This is a genomic window from Flavobacterium sp. KACC 22761, assembly GCF_034058155.1.
Taxonomy (GTDB): Bacteria; Bacteroidota; Bacteroidia; order Flavobacteriales; family Flavobacteriaceae; genus Flavobacterium.
In genome coordinates this window covers 2,543,201-2,562,373 of sequence record NZ_CP139148.1, presented here as the reverse complement: position 1 = coordinate 2,562,373, position 19,173 = coordinate 2,543,201, and the positions used below count along the sequence as shown (strand labels likewise).

Below are 19,173 nucleotides of genomic sequence, written 5' to 3'. Positions count from 1 at the left end.
CAATATTGATTAATCGATTTGGATTTGATGCTAAAATTCAAATTTGATTTTAAAAAAAATCACATGAAAAATTCATTCATAAAAATCAGTTTATACGCCTCTTTTATATTTTTAATTACCAATTGTGCTTCTAAAAAAAACAGCGTAACCGATTCCAAAAAAGGCATTCCTTTGAAGGACACGGTTGTTTATGTCCAAAAAAATACCGCTGAAAAAAAGACATTCTTTAAAGATTCTGATCAGGAAACGGCTTGGGTCGACAGCATTTACAACAAAATGACGGTTCAGGAAAAAATTGGTCAGCTATTTATGGTTTCTGCTTATTCTAATAAAGATTCTGCACACGTTAATCAAATCAGCAAACTTATTGAAGATTACAAAATAGGAAATGTTATTTTCTTTCAAGGCGGACCCGTTCGTCAGGCAAAATTGACCAATTTGTATCAATCAAAATCAAAAGTTCCTTTGATGATTGGTATTGATGCCGAATGGGGATTAGCCATGCGTTTGGATTCAACTTATCGTTATCCTTGGAACATGACTCTGGGTGCGATTCAAGATTTGAGCTTAATTGAAAAAGTGGGAAAAAATATGGCCACCGAAAACAAAAGAATCGGTGTTCATTTCAACTTCGCTCCTGTTTTAGATATTAATACAAACCCTAAAAACCCAATTATCGGAAACCGTTCTTTTGGTGAAGATAAAGTAAACGTAAGCGAAAAAGCGATTGCCTTGATGAAAGGAATTCAAGGAAACGGCGTTTTCTGCACTGGAAAACATTTTCCTGGACATGGCGACACTTCAACCGATTCGCATAAAGCTTTGCCTACCGTTAATTTTTCTAAAGACAGACTAGAATTGGTAGAATTATATCCATACAAAAAATTATTCGACGAAGGTTTAGCTTCTGTAATGGTTGCGCATCTTAATATCCCGAGTTTAGAATCACAGCCAAATTGTCCTTCTTCGGCTTCTTATAATGTCGTTACGAACCTGCTTCAAAAAGAATTAGCCTTCAACGGATTGATTTTTACTGATGGTTTAGCGATGAAAGGCGCAGCTAATTTCAAAGGTCCAGGCGATTTGGAAATAGCCGTAATTTTAGCTGGAAATGATATTTTGCTTTGCCCAGAAAATGTGCCTGTCGCTTTTCAAAAACTAGAAGTGGCTTACAACGAAAAAGTAATTACAGAAGAACGTCTAGCACATTCTGTAAAAAAAATATTGCACTATAAATACAAAGCAGGATTGAACAAATACAAACCAATTGATTTAAATAATTTGTATGAAGATTTGAATCCGACGCAAAATGATGCTTTGCATTATAAATTGTATGAAAATGCAATTACCGTTTTAAAAAATGAAAAAGAAGTACTTCCAATAAAAGATTTAAGCGAAAAAATTGCTTACGTAAAATTGGGTGAAGATACCAACAGCACTTTCATTTCTACTTTAAAAAAATACACTGATATTACAGAAGTTAAAGACACCAATCTTGACAGTTTGAATAGTGAATTAAAAAAGTTTGACAAGGTTATTATCAGCTTTCATAAAGTAAATAAGCCTTGGGAAAAACAAGAATTCACGCTACAAGAAATGCTTTGGCTGAAAGAAATTGCAAAGCACAACAGAGTGATTTTGGATGTTTTTGCCAAACCGTATTCACTTCTGTCAATTGATAACTTTGATGATATTGAAGGTTTAGTAGTTTCCTACCAAAACTCGGATATTAGCCAAGTAGTTTCTGCAGAATTGCTTTTTGGAGCCATTGAAGCTAAAGGAAAACTGCCTGTTTCGATTAATGATGCTTTTCATGTAAATGATGGTCTAACTACAGAAAAACTAAATCGATTAGCATTTACAGCTCCAGAAAATGTAAATATGAATCCAGCTATTTTGTCTAAAATTGATGCTGTAGCACAAAAAGCAATTGACGGAAAAATGACACCAGGAATGCAGGTTTTAGTGGCAAGAAAAGGAAGCGTAATTTTTCAGAAATCGTATGGAACTCAAACTTATGACAACGGGAAAACAGTAACCAATTCAGATTTATATGACGTGGCTTCGATTTCAAAAATGATTTCGACTCTGCCAAATGTGATGCAATTGTACGATAAAAACAAAGTAACGCTGGACACCAAACTAAAAGATATGGTGCCGTTTTTTGCTAAAACAAACAAAGAAAATATCACTTTCAAAGATTTGCTGAATCATTATGCTGGCCTTCAAGCCTGGATTCCGTTTTACAAAGCAACTTTAGATGCTAATACTAAACCTTCTCAAAAATACTATCGAAAAATAGCTGAGAATGGTTTCACAACAAAAGTAGCTGACAGCCTTTACCTTCGAAATGACTATCATGACACAATCATGAAAATAATTGCCAAAAGTCCTGTTTCTCCTAAAAAAGAATACAAATACAGCGATTTTACTTTTATCATTCTGAAAGAATATTTAGAAAGAAAAACACATAAAAAACTGGAAGATTTGAGTAAAGAAAATTTCTACAGCACATTAGGAATGACCTATACGCTCTACAATCCTTTAGACAAATTTGACAAAAGCAATATTGCGCCAACTGAAATTGATAATTATTTCAGACATCAGGTCATTCAAGGTTATGTACACGATATGGCGGCAGCAATGGAAGGTGGCGTTGCAGGTCACGCTGGAATTTTTTCGAACAGTATGGATGTTGCTAAAATGATGCAAATGTATTTACAGAAGGGAAATTACGGTGGCATTCAATATTTTTCTCCTCAAACTTTTGATGCTTTTAATACTTGCTATTACAAAAATCAAGGTGTATTAAGAGGTTTAGGATTTGATAAAAGAGTCCACAAAGGCGGGCCAACTTGCGATTGTGTTTCTGAAACAAGTTTTGGGCACACAGGCTTTACAGGAAACATGGCTTGGGCAGATCCAGAAACCGAAATTGTTTATGTTTTCTTATCCAACAGAACGTATCCAGAAGTAGTTAACGATGAAAATAAATTAGCCAAAGGAAAAATCAGAGAAGAAATTCAACAGATAATTCAAGATGCAATTATCAAATAAACTCCAAATTTTAAATTCCAAATTCCAAACTATAAACTCCAAACCATCAACCATAAACTATCAACCATAAACCATAAAACCCAATGACAAAAGAACGTTTAACCTCACTCGATGTCTTTAGAGGATTTACCATCTTCTTAATGACGATTGTCAATAATCCAGGAAGCTGGGATTCTATTTATGCGCCTTTAGAACACGCTGAATGGCACGGCTGTACTCCTACCGATTTAGTTTTCCCGTTTTTCGTTTTTATAATGGGAACTGCAATACCTTTCGCAATGCCCGTAAAACAGTTTGACGGAAGTACTTTCAATAAAATCTTAGTTCGCTCACTTCGAATTTTCTGTTTGGGATTGTTTTTAAGCATTTTCAGCAGAATTCATTTATTTGGTTTAGAAGGAATTCCGTTGTTAGGCGTGAGATTGGTTATTGCTTTTGGAGTTGCTTATGCACTATTAGGAAACTTTTCAATGAAAGTGAAAACCATTCTTGCAGTTGGAATTTTCATCCTATTGCTTTCTCTAGCTTTTAGTGGCTTGGAACATTTTGAAGATACACGAATTCCGGGCGTTTTGCAGCGAATTGCAATTGTGTATTTCTTCACCTCTATTTTGTATTTAAAGACAAATTTAAAAACACAACTTTTAGTTTTAGCGACACTATTAATTGGATATTGGCTTTTGATGGCTTTTGTTCCCGTTCCGGGATTTGGCACTGCGAATTTCGACAAAGGAACAAATTTAGCTGCTTGGATCGACGATACACTTTTAAACGGTCATTTATGGGCATCGTCTAAAACTTGGGATCCGGAAGGAATTTTGAGTACGTTGCCTGCAATCGGAACTGGAATTTTAGGAATGTACATTGGACAGCTTTTGAACTTGTCAATTGACAAAATCGAAATTGTGAAAAAAACGGCTATTACAGGAACCGTTTTATTAATTGGAGGTTTGTTTTGGAACATCTTTTTCCCTATCAACAAATCGCTTTGGACAAGTTCTTACGTTTTATATACGGCCGGAATTGCGACAATCTGTTTAACGATTTTATATTACATAATCGATATTCAAGGATACAAGAAATGGACCAAATTGTTCTTGATTTGGGGCGTAAACCCAATGATTGTATTTTTCTTTTCTGGAATAATTCCGAGAGTTTTAAGCGCTATAAAAATTGCCAATCCAGAAACTGCTGGAGAAGAAATCAGCTTTCAAACTTATATCTATAAACACGGACTCGCTCCATGTTTCGAAAACCCATTGAATGCATCGCTGGCTTATGCTTTGTTGTATGCCGTTTTCTGGTCTATTATTTTGTGGATTTTCTATAAAAAGAAACTGATTTTTAAAGTTTAAAAGTTACTGCGTAACGATAAGCAAATTTAAATTTCTGTTTGTGTTAGTTATTTAAAAAGCTTCAAGAATACTTGAAGCTTTTTTTGTTTTTGACATCATTTTTTCTACAAAATATCTTTTTTGTGTGGCATTCAGCACAAAATATTTCTCAACGGAATTAATTATTTTTCTATCTTCCCAAAAATAAAAACTTTCAAAATGAATATTTTGCCTTCCATAAAAAAATCAATTTCATGCATTGCAATTGTGCTGCTGAGTTGTTTTTTAGTCTCTTTTTATCAAAAAAACACAGCACCGATCAATTCTGGAAAAACAAAAAAAGTCTTGATTTTTTCTAAAACAAATGGTTTCAGACATGAAAGCATTCCAGCAGGAATTGCTGCCATTAAAAAATTAGGATCAGAAAATAACTTTTTAGTAGATGCGACTGAAGATTCATTGGCAATTAATTCTAAAAATTTGAAAAAATATCAAGCTGTAATATTCCTAAGTGCTTCGGGTAATGTTTTAGGCGAAGAACAAAAATTAGCTTTGCAGCAATTTATTGAAAAAGGAAACGGTTTTGTGGGCATTCATTCTGCTACAAATTGTGAACCCGATTGGGATTGGTACACCAAAATGATCGGCGGTATTTTTGAAGGTCATCCAGAGCCTCAAAACGCGAAACTTATTGTCGTGGATCATAAACATCCATCAACCAAACATTTGCCTGAAATTTGGGAAAGAAAAGACGAATGGTACAATTTCAAATATTTAAATCCCAATGTAAAAGTGCTCATAAAGATTGACGAATCATCATATAATGGCGGAAAACACGGCAATAACCATCCTCTCGCGTGGTATCATGATTATGATGGAGGAAGAGCATTTTATACCGCATTAGGACATAGCCCTGAAAGTTACAGCGATCCGCTTTTTGTACAGCATTTGCTTGGAGGAATTATGTATGCAATGGGGAAATAAACTTAACAAAAAGGAATAAAATATTATCATACAATTTTAATTTACAACCCAACTTTACATGAACGATTCTGAGCCAATTAAACCTAAACAACATTTTCAAATTCTGGACGGATTAAGAGGTGTTGCTGCAATAGCCGTAGTAATTTATCATTTTTTAGAAATCGCAATTTCTGATTATACCAAAAATTTATTCGCACATAGTTTCCTCGCCGTCGATTTTTTCTTTTGCCTCTCAGGATTTGTTATTGCGTATGCCTACGATGATAGAATCGGGAAAATTGGCGCTGTTGAATTTTTGAAATTGCGTTTAATCCGATTGCATCCATTGGTTATTTTAGGATCAATTCTAGGCTTGATTGGATATTTTGCTTTGCCATTCGGTGATACTGGAGGCAGAAGTTTTTTTGAAATTTTGCTCCTATTTATTTGTTCGATGTTACTGATTCCGCTTCCAATAATGAAAGAACGTTTTTACAACAATTTCGGATTGAATGCACCGGCTTGGTCTTTATTTTGGGAATATATTGCTAATATTTTTTACTGCATATTCTTATATCGTTTGTCTCGCAAAATAATTCTTTTGCTGACTTTCATCGCAGGAATTGCGCTGGTTTGTGTTTCTGTTCATGCAAAAGGCATTTCAGGCGGCTGGGGTGGCGATACTTTTTGGCATGGCGCTGCACGTATTTCCTATTGTTTTTTAGCAGGAATGGCGGTTTATAGATTTAAATGGATTATTCCTTCAAAGCTTGGATTCATTGGACTTTCAATTCTTTTATTTCCAACCTTCATCTATCCATTCAATCCAGATTTAAATTTTATTACAGAACCACTTATTGTATTGTTTTACTACCCACTAATAGTCGCTTTGGGAGCTGGCGCAGTAACTTCTGAAAGAACAGAAAAAATTTGCATTTTCTCAGGAAATATATCGTATCCATTATACATGACGCATTATTTCGCTATGTGGATATTTGCTTCATACAATCTCGAATATAAGCTTACTGGTCTGAAATTATACACAGTCGTTGCGGTAGGAACAATAGTTTTACTTGGCTTCGCTTATCTTGTCATGACCTATATTGATACACCAATCCGAAAATATTTGACTGAAAAAAGAAAACTAAAACAATCCTTTTAGCTTCTTGCTTCTAAAACAAAAAGACCGTTCAAATGAACGGTCTTTTTGTTTTATTTTAAGTTTGAACTTAAGCTCTAAACAAAGCGTATTTATTATAGTTGAACAAAACTCTATCGTAAGGAACATAAAGCGAAACTATTTTCTCTGAAGCAGCGTCAAATTTGATTCCGTGGTGTTTTCTAAACAAATAAATCTCTTTCAAGCAATTAGAAAGACTTTGATGAATTTCAGTTGTAAAAGTTGGCAATTTTTTATCTCCTACCAAAAGATCAATTTGATAATTTGAACTACTTTTTGACAAATTGTTTCCAATGATTCTTAACGTAAATGTCGTTGGTTTTCCGTATTCTTCGCCTTGATATTGCAGTGTCATAATTTTAACATTAAAAGGTTAATTATTTTTCTCTTTCCGGCTTCAGCCAAATGACCGAATCTAATTTTAAAGTTAAAGAAAAAAACTAAAAGATTTTTAAAATATTTTCACAAAGTTAAAACAATAAATCGCAAAAAAAGAAACAAAAAAAACCGTAACGAATTACGGTTTTCGGCAATTAACTAAATATATTTAATCAACTTTTTTCAGAGTAAAATTCATTCCATAAGCACGATTAATTTTCGGTAATATTTTTTGTCTCTCAGTATTTATTTCTAATAAAAACAGATTTCCGTTTTCATCAAACATTGTCATATTTAAAGCATCTAATACCGCTATTTTTCTAGAAACTCCTCCTTTAAATTTATTATAGGAAAGATTCATTTCAGAAAGATGCTGCAGCTTTCCAAGTCCGTCCGGAATTTCTCCTTCAAAACTGTTGTCAAACAAGCTCAAGTTTTCCAAAGCTCTAAAATTCGCAATTTCCCTACTCAAATTACCCGATAATTTATTGCCATTTAAAAGCAATGTTTTTAGGGTCGAAATTTTGTAAATAGAACTTGGCAACGCGCCTTGAATTTCATTATTAAACAAGGCAAGAACTTCCAGCTGTTTTAATTTCCCAAGATCTTTAGGCAGTTCTCCTGAAATTTTATTCATAAAAAGCTCCAAGTCTTTCAGTTTTTGCAACTCACAAATTGCTGCAGGAATTTCTCCTGAGAAATTATTGTCAGAAACATTTAAAACTTCAAGTTCTTTGAGATTCTGAATCTGGTCTGGCAAATTTCCTTCTAATTTATTTTTCTGAAAATTAACCTGAACCAAATTTATCAAATCAAAAAACTCCACAGGCAATTCGCCTTGCAGGTTATTATTTGATAAATCTAAAGCTACTACTTTTCCGTTTTCAGCACGAACGCCATACCATGTCGAAACAGAAAGCGATAAATCCCACTTTGTTTTCCATTGCAAACCATTCGTTGCATGATATAATTTTATTAAAGCTTCTTTCTCTTTATCTGAAACAGTATCTGCAAAAGAACTGAGTGAAAAAGCGAATGCTAAAAAAAAAGTAATAAAGCTTTTCATAACAGATTTGGGGTTTGTTACGGGTATAAAATTATATAATTATCTAGATATAATGCACTAATTGTCGATAAAGTGTTAATAAAAAATCAATTAACAACCTTTTTACTACTTAACATAGAAATGTAAATTCAGTCCTTTTTTTAACTAAATTTGACTCAACTAATTCTAAAAACCTCATATTATGGAAATTAACTTTATTGCATTATTTGGAGCTGCCTTAATACCACTTGTCGTTGGATTTATTTGGTACAACCCAAAAACATTCGGAACAATCTGGATGAGAGAAAACAATTTCACACAAGAAGAACTTCAAAAGGGAAATATGCTCAAAATATTTGGGCTAACTTACATCTTTTCGTTAATGGCTACAATGATATTAATGGCTTTAACCATTCACCAATCTGGAGCAGTTGGAATGGTTGGTGGACCACCAATGCTAGCTAATGCAAAACCATCATTCGCTGCATTTATGGCTGATTATGGAACTGCCTATCGCACCTTTAAACATGGTGCGCTTCACGGGTTTATGGGAGGTCTATTCTTTGCTCTTCCAATAATTGGAATTAATGGATTATTTGAAAGAAAATCTTGGAAATATATTTTCATTCATGCAGGCTTCTGGATGGTTACTCTTGCTTTAATGGGCGGAGTTATCTGTGCTTATGCATAAATCAATATATACTGAACCCGTTTGAAACCAAAACTCAAACGGGTTTTTCTTAATAATAACTTAAAGCAAACAAGTTATTGCAAATATTATCTAATTTTGAAAAAATTAGCAAACACTTTTGAATACAACTTATTCCTTTCAAATCTATAACCGAACGTCCTTACTTCCGTCGGAATGGAATTCGCTTGCAACAGAAAACATTTTTTTGACGCGAGAATATCTCGAAGTACTGGAAAATTCTTGTCCAGTAAATATGATTTGTCATTTTATTGGAATTTTTAAAGAAGAAAAACTAGTAGGAATTGCTCTGACTCAGTTTTTGTTTGCTGAAAAGTTGGAATCCTTTGGCGAACGCGATCAATGTTTAAAAACTTCTGTGCGCAATTTTGCTTTCAAAAATTTCGCTTCGCATGTATTATTTGTGGGCAATAATATGCTTACGGGACAAAATGCTTTTGCTTTTGCTAAGAATGCAGAAGTTTCAAAAGCAGTCAAAACACTTCACAAAGCAATCAATCAGCTTAAAAAAGATTTAAGAGCTTCTGGCAAAAAAGTGCATATTACGAGCATTAAAGATTTTACTGCTTCCGAAATAAAACCGCTTCAGGTTGAATTCAAAAACAATTACACTTTTTCGACACAGCCCAATATGGTTTTTGAAATCAATGAAAATTGGAAAAACGAGCAAGATTATATTGATGCTTTGTCTAAAAAATATAGAGATCAATACAAGCGTGCCCGCAAAAAATCGGAAGGAATCATTAAAAAGAAAATGTCTTTAACTGATATCAAACAGTATGAAGATGTTATTTATGACTTATATTTTCACGTGGCAAAAAATGCACCTTTCAACACTTTTTTTCTGGCGCGAAATCATTTCAGCTTTTTTAAAGAAATTATGAAAGATGGCTTTTTGTTTTATGGTTATTTTTTGGACGAAAAACTAATCGGATTCAATACCTTGATCAAGAATGGAAATGTAATGGATACGTATTTTCTGGGTTATGATGAAAATCTGCAACGTGAAAAAATGCTGTATCTAAATATGCTTTATGACATGATCGCCTACTCAATTAATCAAGGTTTTAAAGCAATTGTATTTGCCAGAACAGCACTAGAAATAAAGAGTTCTGTAGGTGCAAAACCACTAAAAATGTACGGCTTGATCACACATAGCAACGCTTTGATCAATCATAATATTGCCAAATTATTTCAATATTTGGAACCAAAAACAGAATGGCAGGAACGAAATCCGTTTAAATAACGATGTAATTTCAATGGCAATTAAGGCACTGCAATTTTCATTTGTTTGTGCAAAATATAAATATCTAAATCGGTTTGTGCGCCACAATATTCGCCGTCAATTTGAAAATTTACTGGATAATCTGTTTTAATACTCGCTTTGTCAGTTGAAATAATCACAACGTCATCAGAGTCTATTGGCATATTTCCGGTGATAATTTTCCCAATCAATAATAAATCGAGGTTTTTTAGAATTACAAGTTCGAATTTTCCATCATTCATAGCACCATTTGGATTGATGATTACACCAGTTCCATATTTTTGTGAATTGGCTATTACAATCATTCTGGCAGTATGCTTCACGATTTCATTATTGGCAGAAATCGTCGCCACAAAAGGTTCTTCAGATTCGGTTAAAGTTGTAAAAGCCTGCAAGGCGTATCCCCAAAAGCCACGCACATCGCTTTGCTCGTAGTTTTTTACCAAATTGGCATTCAAGCCTAAATCGCTTAAATGAATGCTTTTTTTGCCATTGATGCAAATCATATCCATTTCGATATAATGACTCAAAAAGGCGATTTTTAGGTTTTCTTCTATTCCAACAGGCAAATTCAAATCGACTGACAATCCGTTTGCTGAACCGGCTGGCAAAATCCCGATTATGATGTCGTAATCTTCCATCGCTTCGGCAACCATTTTGATCGTGCCGTCACCACCCGCCACAATAATTCGTTCCGGAAAAAGTGAATTATAAATTTTCTGGATTTCACTCAAATCATTTTTTCCGGTTGTTTCATATACTTCAAGATTAAAATGATTTATGGCCGCAAATTCCTGAACCGTCTCGATTAAATCAGTTTTATCAAGGTCGCCAGAAATGGGATTTACAACGAATAGAATGTTCTTTTTCAAAATTTTAGCTTTAAAAACCAATTAAATTAAGTAATTTACAGTTACATAAATATACGTAATAAATGAAACCAATCTTACAATTATATCGCGGCTATGCCAATGAAGAAGAATTAATTGTAATGGGACACGTTTTTAAAAGAACCTACGAATATGATTTTCAGAAGAAAAATCTAAAAAATGCAAAATCCATAATCAATCAGTTTCGAATAAAAACAATTAAAAATTTCGATGTTTATTTGAAATATGGCAACCAAGAAATCCATACAAAAACATTAGACGACGGACATTTTAAGTTTTGCATTCCACTTGAAAATGAAACTCATTTTGGTTGGATGAATTACGAAGTGAGCATTAAATATAACTCACAAAATATTACTTCAAAAGGAAGTTTCATACATCCGCACACAGGAAAACTGGGCATTATCTCTGATATTGATGATACTTTTTTGATTTCGCACACACAGAATATCTTCAGAAAAATTTATATTTTATTGTTTAAAAATGTAAATGACCGAAAAGTTTTTAAAGATGTTGTAGCACATTATCAAGCTTTAAGTTCGGCCGGAAGAAAAAATAAAGAAGAAGTAAATGCTTTTTTTTATATTTCAAGCAGCGAATGGAATTTGTATCGTTTTATTGTGCAGTTTACCAAAATCAATCATTTACCGAGAGCAGTTATTTTACTGAAAGACATTAAAAGAGGTATCACTGATTTTTTCATGAGCGGACGTGGCAATCACGATCACAAATTTGAAAAGATAAAACATGTTTTGGAGTTTTACCCTAATCTCAAATATATTTTACTGGGCGATGACTCACAGCATGATCCTGTTTTATATGAAAGAATCTGCAAAATATTTCCAGTTACTGTAATTGCGGTTTACATCAGGCAAACTGGCAAATCTCAGAAAGAAGAAGTTAAAAAAATCATGAAAAATCTAGAAACACTGGATGTTTCTGTTTGTTATTTCAAAGAAAGCAGTCAAGCAATTGAACATTCTCGATCCATTGGGATTATTGAATAGTTTTGTTTCAGGTTTCAGGTTTTGAACTGAATAAATATTTAACCGCAAAGCACGCTATTTTTTGATCTACGAGATTTCATAAAACGCAAAGTTCGCAAAGCTTTATCAATATGGCTTTGCGAACTTTGCGTATTATAAATGCAAACTATAAAAAACTTAGCGTGCTTTGCGGTTAAATTTACTGGTAAAGATTACAACTTGAAAACTTGAAACCTGAAACCTGAAACAAAAATTAAGCATTAAAATTATCGATCTCTTCTTGAACAACTTCCCAGTCGATTAATAATTGATCTAGATCTGCTTTCTTTTTGTTGTATGCCGTAAAAAATGAAGCATCTTCAACATGTTTGTCGTAATTCGTTTCGAGCATTTTATCGTCGTGCTGAATGTCTTTTTCTAATTGCTGAATCTGACTTTCGATTTTGCTTAATCTGTTTTGAAGCGCTTTTGTTTTCTTTTGATCTTCATATGATATTTTAGCAACTTCTTTCTCTTTTGGAGTAGCTGCTTTTACAACATCTTTTTTCTCGACTTCGCGCATGTTTTCAAGATTGCGCTGCTCTAAGAAGAAGTTGATATCACCAAGATATTCTTTGATTTTTTGATCTTTGAATTCGTAAACGATATTCGACATTCCTTGAAGAAAATCCCTGTCGTGAGAAACTAATAATAAAGTTCCGCCGAATTTTTGAAGCGCCGCTTTTAAAACGTTTTTAGATTTAATATCCAAGTGGTTTGTAGGCTCATCCATCAGCAAAACATTGATTGGCTGCAACAACAATTTGCAAAGTGCCAAACGGTTTCGCTCACCTCCAGAAAGCACTTTTACTTTTTTCTCCACATCATCGCCACGGAATAAGAATGAACCCAACATATCACGAACTTTCATTCGGTTTGTATCGGTTGCGGCGTCTTCCATTGTTTGAAGCAAAGTGATTTCTCCGTCTAAGTATTCTGCCTGATTTTGAGCAAAATATCCTAATTGAACATTATGTCCTAATTTGATGTTTCCTTGGTATTCAAATTCGTTTACCAACGCTTTAATAAAAGTCGATTTTCCTTGTCCGTTTTGGCCAACAAAGGCAATTTTGCTTCCTCTTTCTACCAATAAACTGATATCTTTAAGAATCGTTTTATCGCCGTAAGCTTTTGTTACGTGTTCTGCTTCGATTACCACTTTTCCTGGCTCTTTTGAAACCGGAAATGAGATATTCATTACTGAATTGTCATCTTCGTCAACTTCAATTCTTTCTACTTTATCTAATTTTTTAATCAGCGATTGTGCCATTGAAGCTTTTGAAGCTTTTGCACGGAATTTCTCGATTAACTTTTCAGTTTCTTCAATCTTTTTCTGCTGATTTTTTTGCGTCGCTAATTGTTTTTCGCGAATTTCATGACGCAACTCTAAATATTGAGTATATGGTTTATTGAAATCGTATGCTTTTCCTAAAGAAATTTCGATGGTTCTGTTTGTAACATTGTCCAAAAACATTTTATCGTGCGAAACGATTACCACAACTCCCGGATAATTACGAAGGAAATTCTCCAACCAAATAATACTCTCGATATCTAAGTGGTTGGTTGGCTCATCCAGAAGCAACACATCATTAGACTGCAATAAAAGTTTTGCAAGCTCAATACGCATTCTCCATCCTCCAGAAAATGTTTCAGTTTGATTATTGAAAACTTCTCTTTTAAAACCGAGTCCAAGCAGAATTTTCTCTGTATCTCCAACATAATTGTAACCTCCAAGAAGGTCAAAACGATGTGTGTAATCAGATAAATCTTCTATGATTTGTCCGTATTCCTCACTTTCATAATCGGTTCTGGTTACCAATTGATGATTAATTTCTTCCAGCTTTTTTTCTACAATTTTAATTTCCGTAAAAGCTTCGTATGCTTCTTCCAAAACAGTTCTTCCTTGTTCAAAATCAATATCTTGACGTAGAAATCCCATTTTGATGTCTTTTTCCTGAGAAATAACGCCTGAATCTGGTTTGAAATCACCCGCCAGCATTTTAAGCATGGTCGATTTACCTGCTCCGTTTTTACCCACAAGACCTACGCGGTCGCCGGCGCCTAAACGAAATGTAACTTCTTCAAATAAATATGTCCCACCAAAAGAAACTGAAAGATTGTGTATATTAAGCATAATGTATTGCTGAAAATCTAGAAATTAAAAAAACTGTAAAACAGTTACTTGCTGTTCACAATTTTGAAAGTGCAAAAGTATAACTTTTAATTGAAAGTTTTGGAACTGAAAAGGACTGCTTTGGCAATATTTCAGAATTCTATTTGTTTTGGCTTTCGCCAATGAAAAAATGATCGAAAATTTTTTATGTTTTCTCGAGCAGACCACTTGTCATTCACAATAAATCAAGCTAAAAACAAAATAAAAGAGTATCTTTGTAGGAGAACTTCATTATAATAACTATTTCTTTTATTGATCAAATTTCTTTGATTTCAGAATTAAAAACTACGCAATACAATGTTTAAAAAGGGATCCAAAATCAACAGTATTTTTACCGGAAGCTGTCCAAAATGTCAAAATGAAAGCATGTACGAAGACAAAAACCCGCTTCATTTGACTAAAGTCCTAAAAATGAATGAAAACTGTAGCCATTGTGGCTTAAAATATCAAATTGAACCTTCCTTTTTTTATGGTGCAATGTATGTAAGTTATGCACTGAATGTTGCCGTAGGAATTGCTGCTTTTATTGTTTCTTTTGTCTTTTTTGGCGCAAGTATTAGCCAATCCTTTATAGCAATCATAATTACACTGATCGTTTTATTTCCGTTTGTACTTAGACTTTCCAGAAATTTATATATCAATATGTTTATTTCTTATGATCCGAAGGCTGGTCAAAAGTAAGAGACTTGAGATATCTTTTATGAAACCTTTTAATATCTGCTTCCCTATCTAAAGGGATCTGATTTTCAATGTGATCGTACAAAGCTTGTGCCATCGCTGGTCCCAGCATTACGCCGCGTGTGCCTAATCCGTTTAAAATATGCAATGACTTGTGAACTTCGTGAGTTCCCAACAAAGGTCGCCTGTCTGCAACCGTAGGTCGTACACCGCCAAAATGTTTTACAATCTCAAAATCGCAGGTAATAATTTCTCTTATGCGCTCTAAAAGTTCTTGTTTGCCTTCTTCCGTAGGCGCATCTGTTTTGTCAGACCAATTGTAAGTTGCACCAACTTTAAATAGATCATTTCCTAAAGGAAGTATGAAAACGCTTGTGTTTACAATCAAATCCAAATTCAAATCAGGCGCTTTTATAATAAACAATTCGCCCTTTGTGCCATCAAGAGGCAAATAGTTAAAAAACGGATTTTTATGCATTCCAAAACCTTCGGCAAAAATGATATGGCGTGCCTCGATATCTTTATATTTAATACCAGATTCCAAAAATTCAATATCGTTGCAATCAAAAGATTCTTCCAGCAACAAATCATTTTCTAAAAGGTATTTCTGATAGCAATCCAATAATAAAGCTGTATTAACGTAGCCTGTATGCAAAACTTCACCATAATCGTATGGAGAATCGATTCCGTTAAATTTCTCGGTAATTAATTTTGTGGATAAAAAAGGAGCTAGATTTATTTTATCTGAAGCGGCAAACCAATTATTCTGTTCTTCAATTGAGAAAAATTTTCTGAGAATTGGCATTTTAAAATTGAATTTCTCATTTAATTTAACCTCTACCCGATTATAAAAATCATTCATTAAGACTAATTGTTCTTTGGCATTCCAAACTTCACTGAAACGTTTTAAAATTACAGGATTATACAATCCGCCGGCAACTCTTGAAGAATGCTGTGATTTATTATCAACAAGTAAAATAGATTTGTTGTTGTTAAGGGCCACTTCGGCAAAAGAAATTCCGGCTAATCCAGATCCAACGATTAAATAATCAAGCATTGTGCAGTATATAATAAATAAAAAACTCTCGCTACAAAGATAGCAAGAGTTTCTCTATAGATATCTCAAAATTTAATAACTCCACATTTCTTCTTCAAAATTTCGAATCTTTTCCTTCACTCGTTCCGATTCAAACAACTGCTCCTGAGCATTATTTTTAATGTAGTCTTTAATTTCACGATCCCCATACATGTTTTCTTCTTTATAAATTAAAGCATTAAAATGTCTTGAGTTTAAAATTTGGTCAAATGAAATTGGAACCGCTGAATTTTTATCATTAAAAGCTTTAGCCTCATTTAAAACATCACGCGCATTTGGAAAGAAAACCCAGAAAAGCTCGATATAGTCTTTATCATCACTGTTCATTGTATAAACATCGGGCGTTACGGGACAAATACCAATTAAACGATATTTCAATGCACTTTCTCGTTTATCAAAAAACCAATACCCTTTAATTTTATATTGCGAAACATCTTGTGCTGTTAAATCTTGCCTTAGGATGTATTCCGCTGGAACGGATCGTTTAGGCCCAACTTTTTCTTCTACATAAGAAACCGATTTCTTTTTTCCAGTACCCGTAACTACTTTTTTCTTGACAACACGCTCTACGTAATCATCCGGATACTGGTTAATAAGCTCTCTTCCTGCATCAGTCGTATCAACACGCGATAATGATGCTTGAATATCTTTCATGGTCTTTTTTGTATTGAAATAACCGTCTGTATAAACTTCAGTTATTTTGCCTTGTTTGATTGCCTTAGTTAAAACATCATAAAGCGAACGCCTCTCTGGGCCAATATTAGCACTATCCACAGGAAAGTACAACGGAAAGTTAATCTTTTCGTTTAAATCAATGATTTCCCAAACAGTCTTACCCATCAAAATATCACGCTCTCCAACATATCCATAAGATAGTGGCTTGTCATTATCGAAGGCAAGCTGCTTAATTTTATTCACCTCAATTTCTTCAACTGTCTTTGCATTAAGCAAATTAGCTTGTGACCAAGAAGGAAAACTTCCTATGATTAAAAAAATAATCAAAATTATTCGTGCTTTCATAATTTAAAGTAATTGTACGAAATCATAACGTACAAAACATATAAATATTGTTATTTTTCTTACAATTATTTCGAAAATGAATTTCTCTTCAAAAGCCATCAAATAAAAAAAACTCTTACTGCGCATTTGCAATAAGAGTTTCTTTTAAAATTTATGTAAAATATCTTCTTAATAATTCCACATGTCTTCATCAAAGGTACGAATCTTCTCTTTCACCCTTTCAGATTCCAGCAGTTGATTCTGTGCATTATCTTTCATATAATCTTTGATTTCACGATCTCCATACACATTTTCTTCTTTATAAATAATTGAATTAAAACGTCTAGAATTTAAAATCTGATCAAATGAAATCGCCGCTGCGGAGTTGGCATCATTAAAAGCTTTTGCTTCATGCAATACCGTTCGGGCATCTGGAAAGAAAACCCAAAATAACTCGATATAATCTTTCTCATCACTATTCATTGTATAAACATCCGGAGTAACAGGACAAATCCCGATCAAGCGATATTTCAATTCTCCTTGTCGCTTATCAAAATACCAATATCCTTTGATTTTATATTGTGTTACATCTTGAGCAGTTAAATCTTGCTTTAAAATATACTCAGCAGGAACAGAACGTGTTGGACCAACTGTTTCTTCTTTATAACTTACACTTTTTTTCTTACCAGTACCTGTAACAACCTTTTTCTTTACTACATGTGACCTATAATCATCTGGATTTTGATTGATCAACTCCCTTCCAGCATCGGTGGTATCTACACGAGATAATGCCCCTTCAATATCTTTCATAGTTTTCTTGGTATTAAAATAACTATCTGAGTACACTTCAGTTATTTTACCATTTCTAATTGCCTTAGTTAAAACATCATAAAGAGAACGCCTATCAGCACCAATATTAGCTGTATCTACAGGGAAATAAAGTGGAAAGTTGATTTTTTCATTTAAATCAATAATTTCCCAAGTCATTTTTCCCATCAAAATATCTCGATCTTCCACATAGCCATATGCCAATGGTTTGTCATTATCTGCAATACGCTGTGCAGGCGTCTTAATTCCAATTTGGGAAACAGTTTTTGCATTGAGCAAATTAGATTGCGCGTTAGAAACAAAATTTCCAGCAACAAAAAACATAACGATTAAAAAATTTCTCACTTTCATCATAATTAACAGCATAAGAAACTAAACGTAATACTTAGAAAAAAAACATTAATTTTTTTTTACAAAATTAAAATCATTGCGATTTTATTGACCGTCAAAGAATTTTTTCCAAAAAAAAACTCTTACTACAAAGGTAGTAAGAGTTTTTCTTATAATGTTATGTTTCAACTTAGTAGTTCCACATATCTTGTTCGAAGTTACGAATCTTTTCTTTTACTCTTTCAGATTCTAACAATTGGTTTTGAGCGTTATCTTTCATATAATCGCTGATCGCTCTGTCTCCGTAAAGGTTTTCCTCTTTGTAAACAACCGCATTAAAACGTCTTGAATTTAAGATCTGATCGAATGAAATTGGTAAAGCTGAGTTATTATCATTAAAAGCTTTTGCTTCGTGCAACGCCTCTCTTGAGTTAGGGAAGAAAACCCAGAATAACTCGATATAATCTTTCTCATCACTGTTCATCGTATAAACGTCTGGAGTTACAGGGCAAATTCCAAGCAAACGATATTTCAATTCACTTTGACGTTTGTCAAAATACCAGTATCCTTTGATTTTGTATTGTGTAACATCCTGAGCAGTCAAATCTTGTTTTAAGATATACTCTGAAGGTACACTTCTTGAAGGTGGTACAGTTTCATCAACATAAGTAACCACTTTCTTTTTACCAGTTCCAGTAACAACTTTTTTCTTCACTACACGTGTTTTATAGTCGTCTGGATTTTGATTGATAAGTTCTCTACCTGCATCTGTTGTATCAATACGAGACAATGATCCCTCGATGTCTTTCATAGATTTTTTGGTGTTAAAATAACTATCTGTATAAACTTCTGTTATTTTACCTTTTTTGATAGCTTTCGTCAAAACGTCATAAAGCGAGCGTCTATCAGCACCAATATTGGCAGTGTCTACAGGAAAATACAAAGGAAAATTGATTTTTTCATTTAAATCGATAATTTCCCAAGTTGTTTTTCCCATCAAAATATCTCTATCATCAACATAACCGTAAGCCAAAGGCTTATCATTATCTGAGATAAGTTGCGCAGGAGTCTTAAGTCCTATTTGAGCAGGTGTTTTCGCATTAAGCAAATTAGATTGCGCATTAGAAGACAAACCTCCAGCGATAGAAACAATAGCTATTAAAAAATTTCTTACTTTCATCGTGGTATTATTATAAGATATTGAACGTAGTTTTACCTACTTTA

General features: G+C 33.5%; 16 protein-coding genes. 8 read left to right on the top strand and 8 right to left on the bottom strand.

Translation table 11 applies throughout. The features are described 5' to 3' along the window. The first annotated feature begins 63 nt into the window (after positions 1-63). The 4 genes from SCB73_RS11160 (at position 64) to SCB73_RS11145 (ending at position 6,516) form a co-directional block, all read left to right on the top strand. Positions 64-3,057 carry a glycoside hydrolase family 3 N-terminal domain-containing protein gene (locus SCB73_RS11160; protein ID WP_320566332.1) on the top strand — a complete coding sequence of 998 codons (2,994 nt, stop codon included), beginning with the start codon at positions 64-66 and terminating at the stop codon, positions 3,055-3,057. Positions 3,058-3,140: 83 nt separating this feature from the next. Beyond that, entirely contained in the window at positions 3,141-4,412 is a 1,272-nt protein-coding gene (locus tag SCB73_RS11155) for an acyltransferase family protein (RefSeq protein WP_320566331.1), read from the top strand. A gap of 198 nt (positions 4,413-4,610) precedes the next feature. Next, positions 4,611-5,375 carry a ThuA domain-containing protein gene (locus tag SCB73_RS11150; RefSeq protein WP_320566330.1) on the top strand — a complete coding sequence of 255 codons (765 nt, stop codon included), beginning with the start codon at positions 4,611-4,613 and terminating at the stop codon, positions 5,373-5,375. Between the two features lie 58 nt (positions 5,376-5,433). Continuing rightward, positions 5,434-6,516 (top strand): acyltransferase family protein, encoded by a 1,083-nt coding sequence (locus SCB73_RS11145; RefSeq protein WP_320566329.1) that lies wholly within the window; start codon positions 5,434-5,436, stop codon positions 6,514-6,516. A 67-nt stretch (positions 6,517-6,583) separates the two neighbouring features. On the opposite strand, the gene SCB73_RS11140 is transcribed toward SCB73_RS11145, so the two are convergent. Beyond that, on the bottom strand, positions 6,584-6,889 hold the full coding sequence (locus SCB73_RS11140) for a hypothetical protein (protein WP_320566328.1): 306 nt from the start codon (positions 6,887-6,889) through the stop codon (positions 6,584-6,586). A gap of 192 nt (positions 6,890-7,081) precedes the next feature. After that, positions 7,082-7,978: a leucine-rich repeat domain-containing protein gene (locus SCB73_RS11135; RefSeq protein WP_320566327.1), complete on the bottom strand. Its 897-nt coding sequence runs from the start codon at positions 7,976-7,978 to the stop codon at positions 7,082-7,084. Positions 7,979-8,159: 181 nt separating this feature from the next. On the opposite strand from SCB73_RS11135, the gene SCB73_RS11130 reads away from it, so the two are divergent. Both SCB73_RS11130 and SCB73_RS11125 read left to right on the top strand, forming a co-directional pair. Further along, complete coding sequence (locus SCB73_RS11130; protein WP_132989447.1) at positions 8,160-8,648, top strand: DUF1761 domain-containing protein; 489 nt, start codon at positions 8,160-8,162, stop codon at positions 8,646-8,648. 118 nt (positions 8,649-8,766) lie between these two features. Continuing rightward, entirely contained in the window at positions 8,767-9,912 is a 1,146-nt protein-coding gene (locus SCB73_RS11125) for a peptidogalycan biosysnthesis protein (RefSeq protein WP_320566326.1), read from the top strand. 20 nt (positions 9,913-9,932) lie between these two features. Here SCB73_RS11125 and SCB73_RS11120 read toward each other — a convergent pair whose 3' ends face one another. After that, a complete protein-coding gene (locus SCB73_RS11120) occupies positions 9,933-10,802 on the bottom strand; it encodes a diacylglycerol/lipid kinase family protein (protein ID WP_320566325.1) in 870 nt (289 codons plus the stop codon). Positions 10,803-10,864: 62 nt separating this feature from the next. On the opposite strand from SCB73_RS11120, the gene SCB73_RS11115 reads away from it, so the two are divergent. Next, entirely contained in the window at positions 10,865-11,827 is a 963-nt protein-coding gene (locus SCB73_RS11115; RefSeq protein ID WP_320566324.1) for an App1 family protein, read from the top strand. A 232-nt stretch (positions 11,828-12,059) separates the two neighbouring features. On the opposite strand, the gene SCB73_RS11110 is transcribed toward SCB73_RS11115, so the two are convergent. After that, positions 12,060-13,979 carry an ABC-F family ATP-binding cassette domain-containing protein gene (locus SCB73_RS11110; RefSeq protein WP_320566323.1) on the bottom strand — a complete coding sequence of 640 codons (1,920 nt, stop codon included), beginning with the start codon at positions 13,977-13,979 and terminating at the stop codon, positions 12,060-12,062. 336 nt (positions 13,980-14,315) lie between these two features. Here SCB73_RS11110 and SCB73_RS11105 point away from each other — a divergent pair, with 336 nt between their 5' ends. Then, positions 14,316-14,699 carry a DUF983 domain-containing protein gene (locus SCB73_RS11105; RefSeq protein ID WP_320566322.1) on the top strand — a complete coding sequence of 128 codons (384 nt, stop codon included), beginning with the start codon at positions 14,316-14,318 and terminating at the stop codon, positions 14,697-14,699. On the opposite strand, the gene SCB73_RS11100 is transcribed toward SCB73_RS11105, so the two are convergent. The 4 genes from SCB73_RS11100 to porN (SCB73_RS11085) all read right to left on the bottom strand — a co-directional run bounded on the left by SCB73_RS11100 (position 14,665) and on the right by porN (SCB73_RS11085) (position 19,129). Continuing rightward, entirely contained in the window at positions 14,665-15,753 is a 1,089-nt protein-coding gene (locus SCB73_RS11100; protein WP_320566321.1) for an NAD(P)/FAD-dependent oxidoreductase, read from the bottom strand. The genes SCB73_RS11105 and SCB73_RS11100 overlap by 35 nt on opposite strands. A 72-nt stretch (positions 15,754-15,825) precedes the next feature. After that, positions 15,826-16,812 carry a type IX secretion system ring subunit PorN/GldN gene (porN, locus tag SCB73_RS11095; protein WP_320566320.1) on the bottom strand — a complete coding sequence of 329 codons (987 nt, stop codon included), beginning with the start codon at positions 16,810-16,812 and terminating at the stop codon, positions 15,826-15,828. A gap of 168 nt (positions 16,813-16,980) precedes the next feature. Continuing rightward, the gene (gene porN / locus SCB73_RS11090) at positions 16,981-17,970 is read right to left on the bottom strand and encodes a type IX secretion system ring subunit PorN/GldN (protein WP_320570087.1); all 990 of its coding nucleotides are present in this window, start codon (positions 17,968-17,970) and stop codon (positions 16,981-16,983) included. 169 nt (positions 17,971-18,139) lie between these two features. Then, the gene (gene porN, locus SCB73_RS11085) at positions 18,140-19,129 is read right to left on the bottom strand and encodes a type IX secretion system ring subunit PorN/GldN (RefSeq protein WP_320566319.1); all 990 of its coding nucleotides are present in this window, start codon (positions 19,127-19,129) and stop codon (positions 18,140-18,142) included. Positions 19,130-19,173 lie beyond the last annotated feature (44 nt).

Coding starts and splice junctions, on each gene's coding strand:
- SCB73_RS11160 (WP_320566332.1), top strand. CDS start 64: ATGAAAAATTCATTCATAAAAATCAGTTTATACGCCTCTTTTATATTT.
- SCB73_RS11155 (WP_320566331.1), top strand. CDS start 3,141: ATGACAAAAGAACGTTTAACCTCACTCGATGTCTTTAGAGGATTTACC.
- SCB73_RS11150 (WP_320566330.1), top strand. CDS start 4,611: ATGAATATTTTGCCTTCCATAAAAAAATCAATTTCATGCATTGCAATT.
- SCB73_RS11145 (WP_320566329.1), top strand. CDS start 5,434: ATGAACGATTCTGAGCCAATTAAACCTAAACAACATTTTCAAATTCTG.
- SCB73_RS11140 (WP_320566328.1), bottom strand. CDS start 6,889: ATGACACTGCAATATCAAGGCGAAGAATACGGAAAACCAACGACATTT.
- SCB73_RS11135 (WP_320566327.1), bottom strand. CDS start 7,978: ATGAAAAGCTTTATTACTTTTTTTTTAGCATTCGCTTTTTCACTCAGT.
- SCB73_RS11130 (WP_132989447.1), top strand. CDS start 8,160: ATGGAAATTAACTTTATTGCATTATTTGGAGCTGCCTTAATACCACTT.
- SCB73_RS11115 (WP_320566324.1), top strand. CDS start 10,865: ATGAAACCAATCTTACAATTATATCGCGGCTATGCCAATGAAGAAGAA.
- SCB73_RS11110 (WP_320566323.1), bottom strand. CDS start 13,979: ATGCTTAATATACACAATCTTTCAGTTTCTTTTGGTGGGACATATTTA.
- SCB73_RS11105 (WP_320566322.1), top strand. CDS start 14,316: ATGTTTAAAAAGGGATCCAAAATCAACAGTATTTTTACCGGAAGCTGT.
- SCB73_RS11100 (WP_320566321.1), bottom strand. CDS start 15,753: ATGCTTGATTATTTAATCGTTGGATCTGGATTAGCCGGAATTTCTTTT.
- porN (WP_320566320.1), bottom strand. CDS start 16,812: ATGAAAGCACGAATAATTTTGATTATTTTTTTAATCATAGGAAGTTTT.
- porN (WP_320570087.1), bottom strand. CDS start 17,970: ATGAAAGTGAGAAATTTTTTAATCGTTATGTTTTTTGTTGCTGGAAAT.
- porN (WP_320566319.1), bottom strand. CDS start 19,129: ATGAAAGTAAGAAATTTTTTAATAGCTATTGTTTCTATCGCTGGAGGT.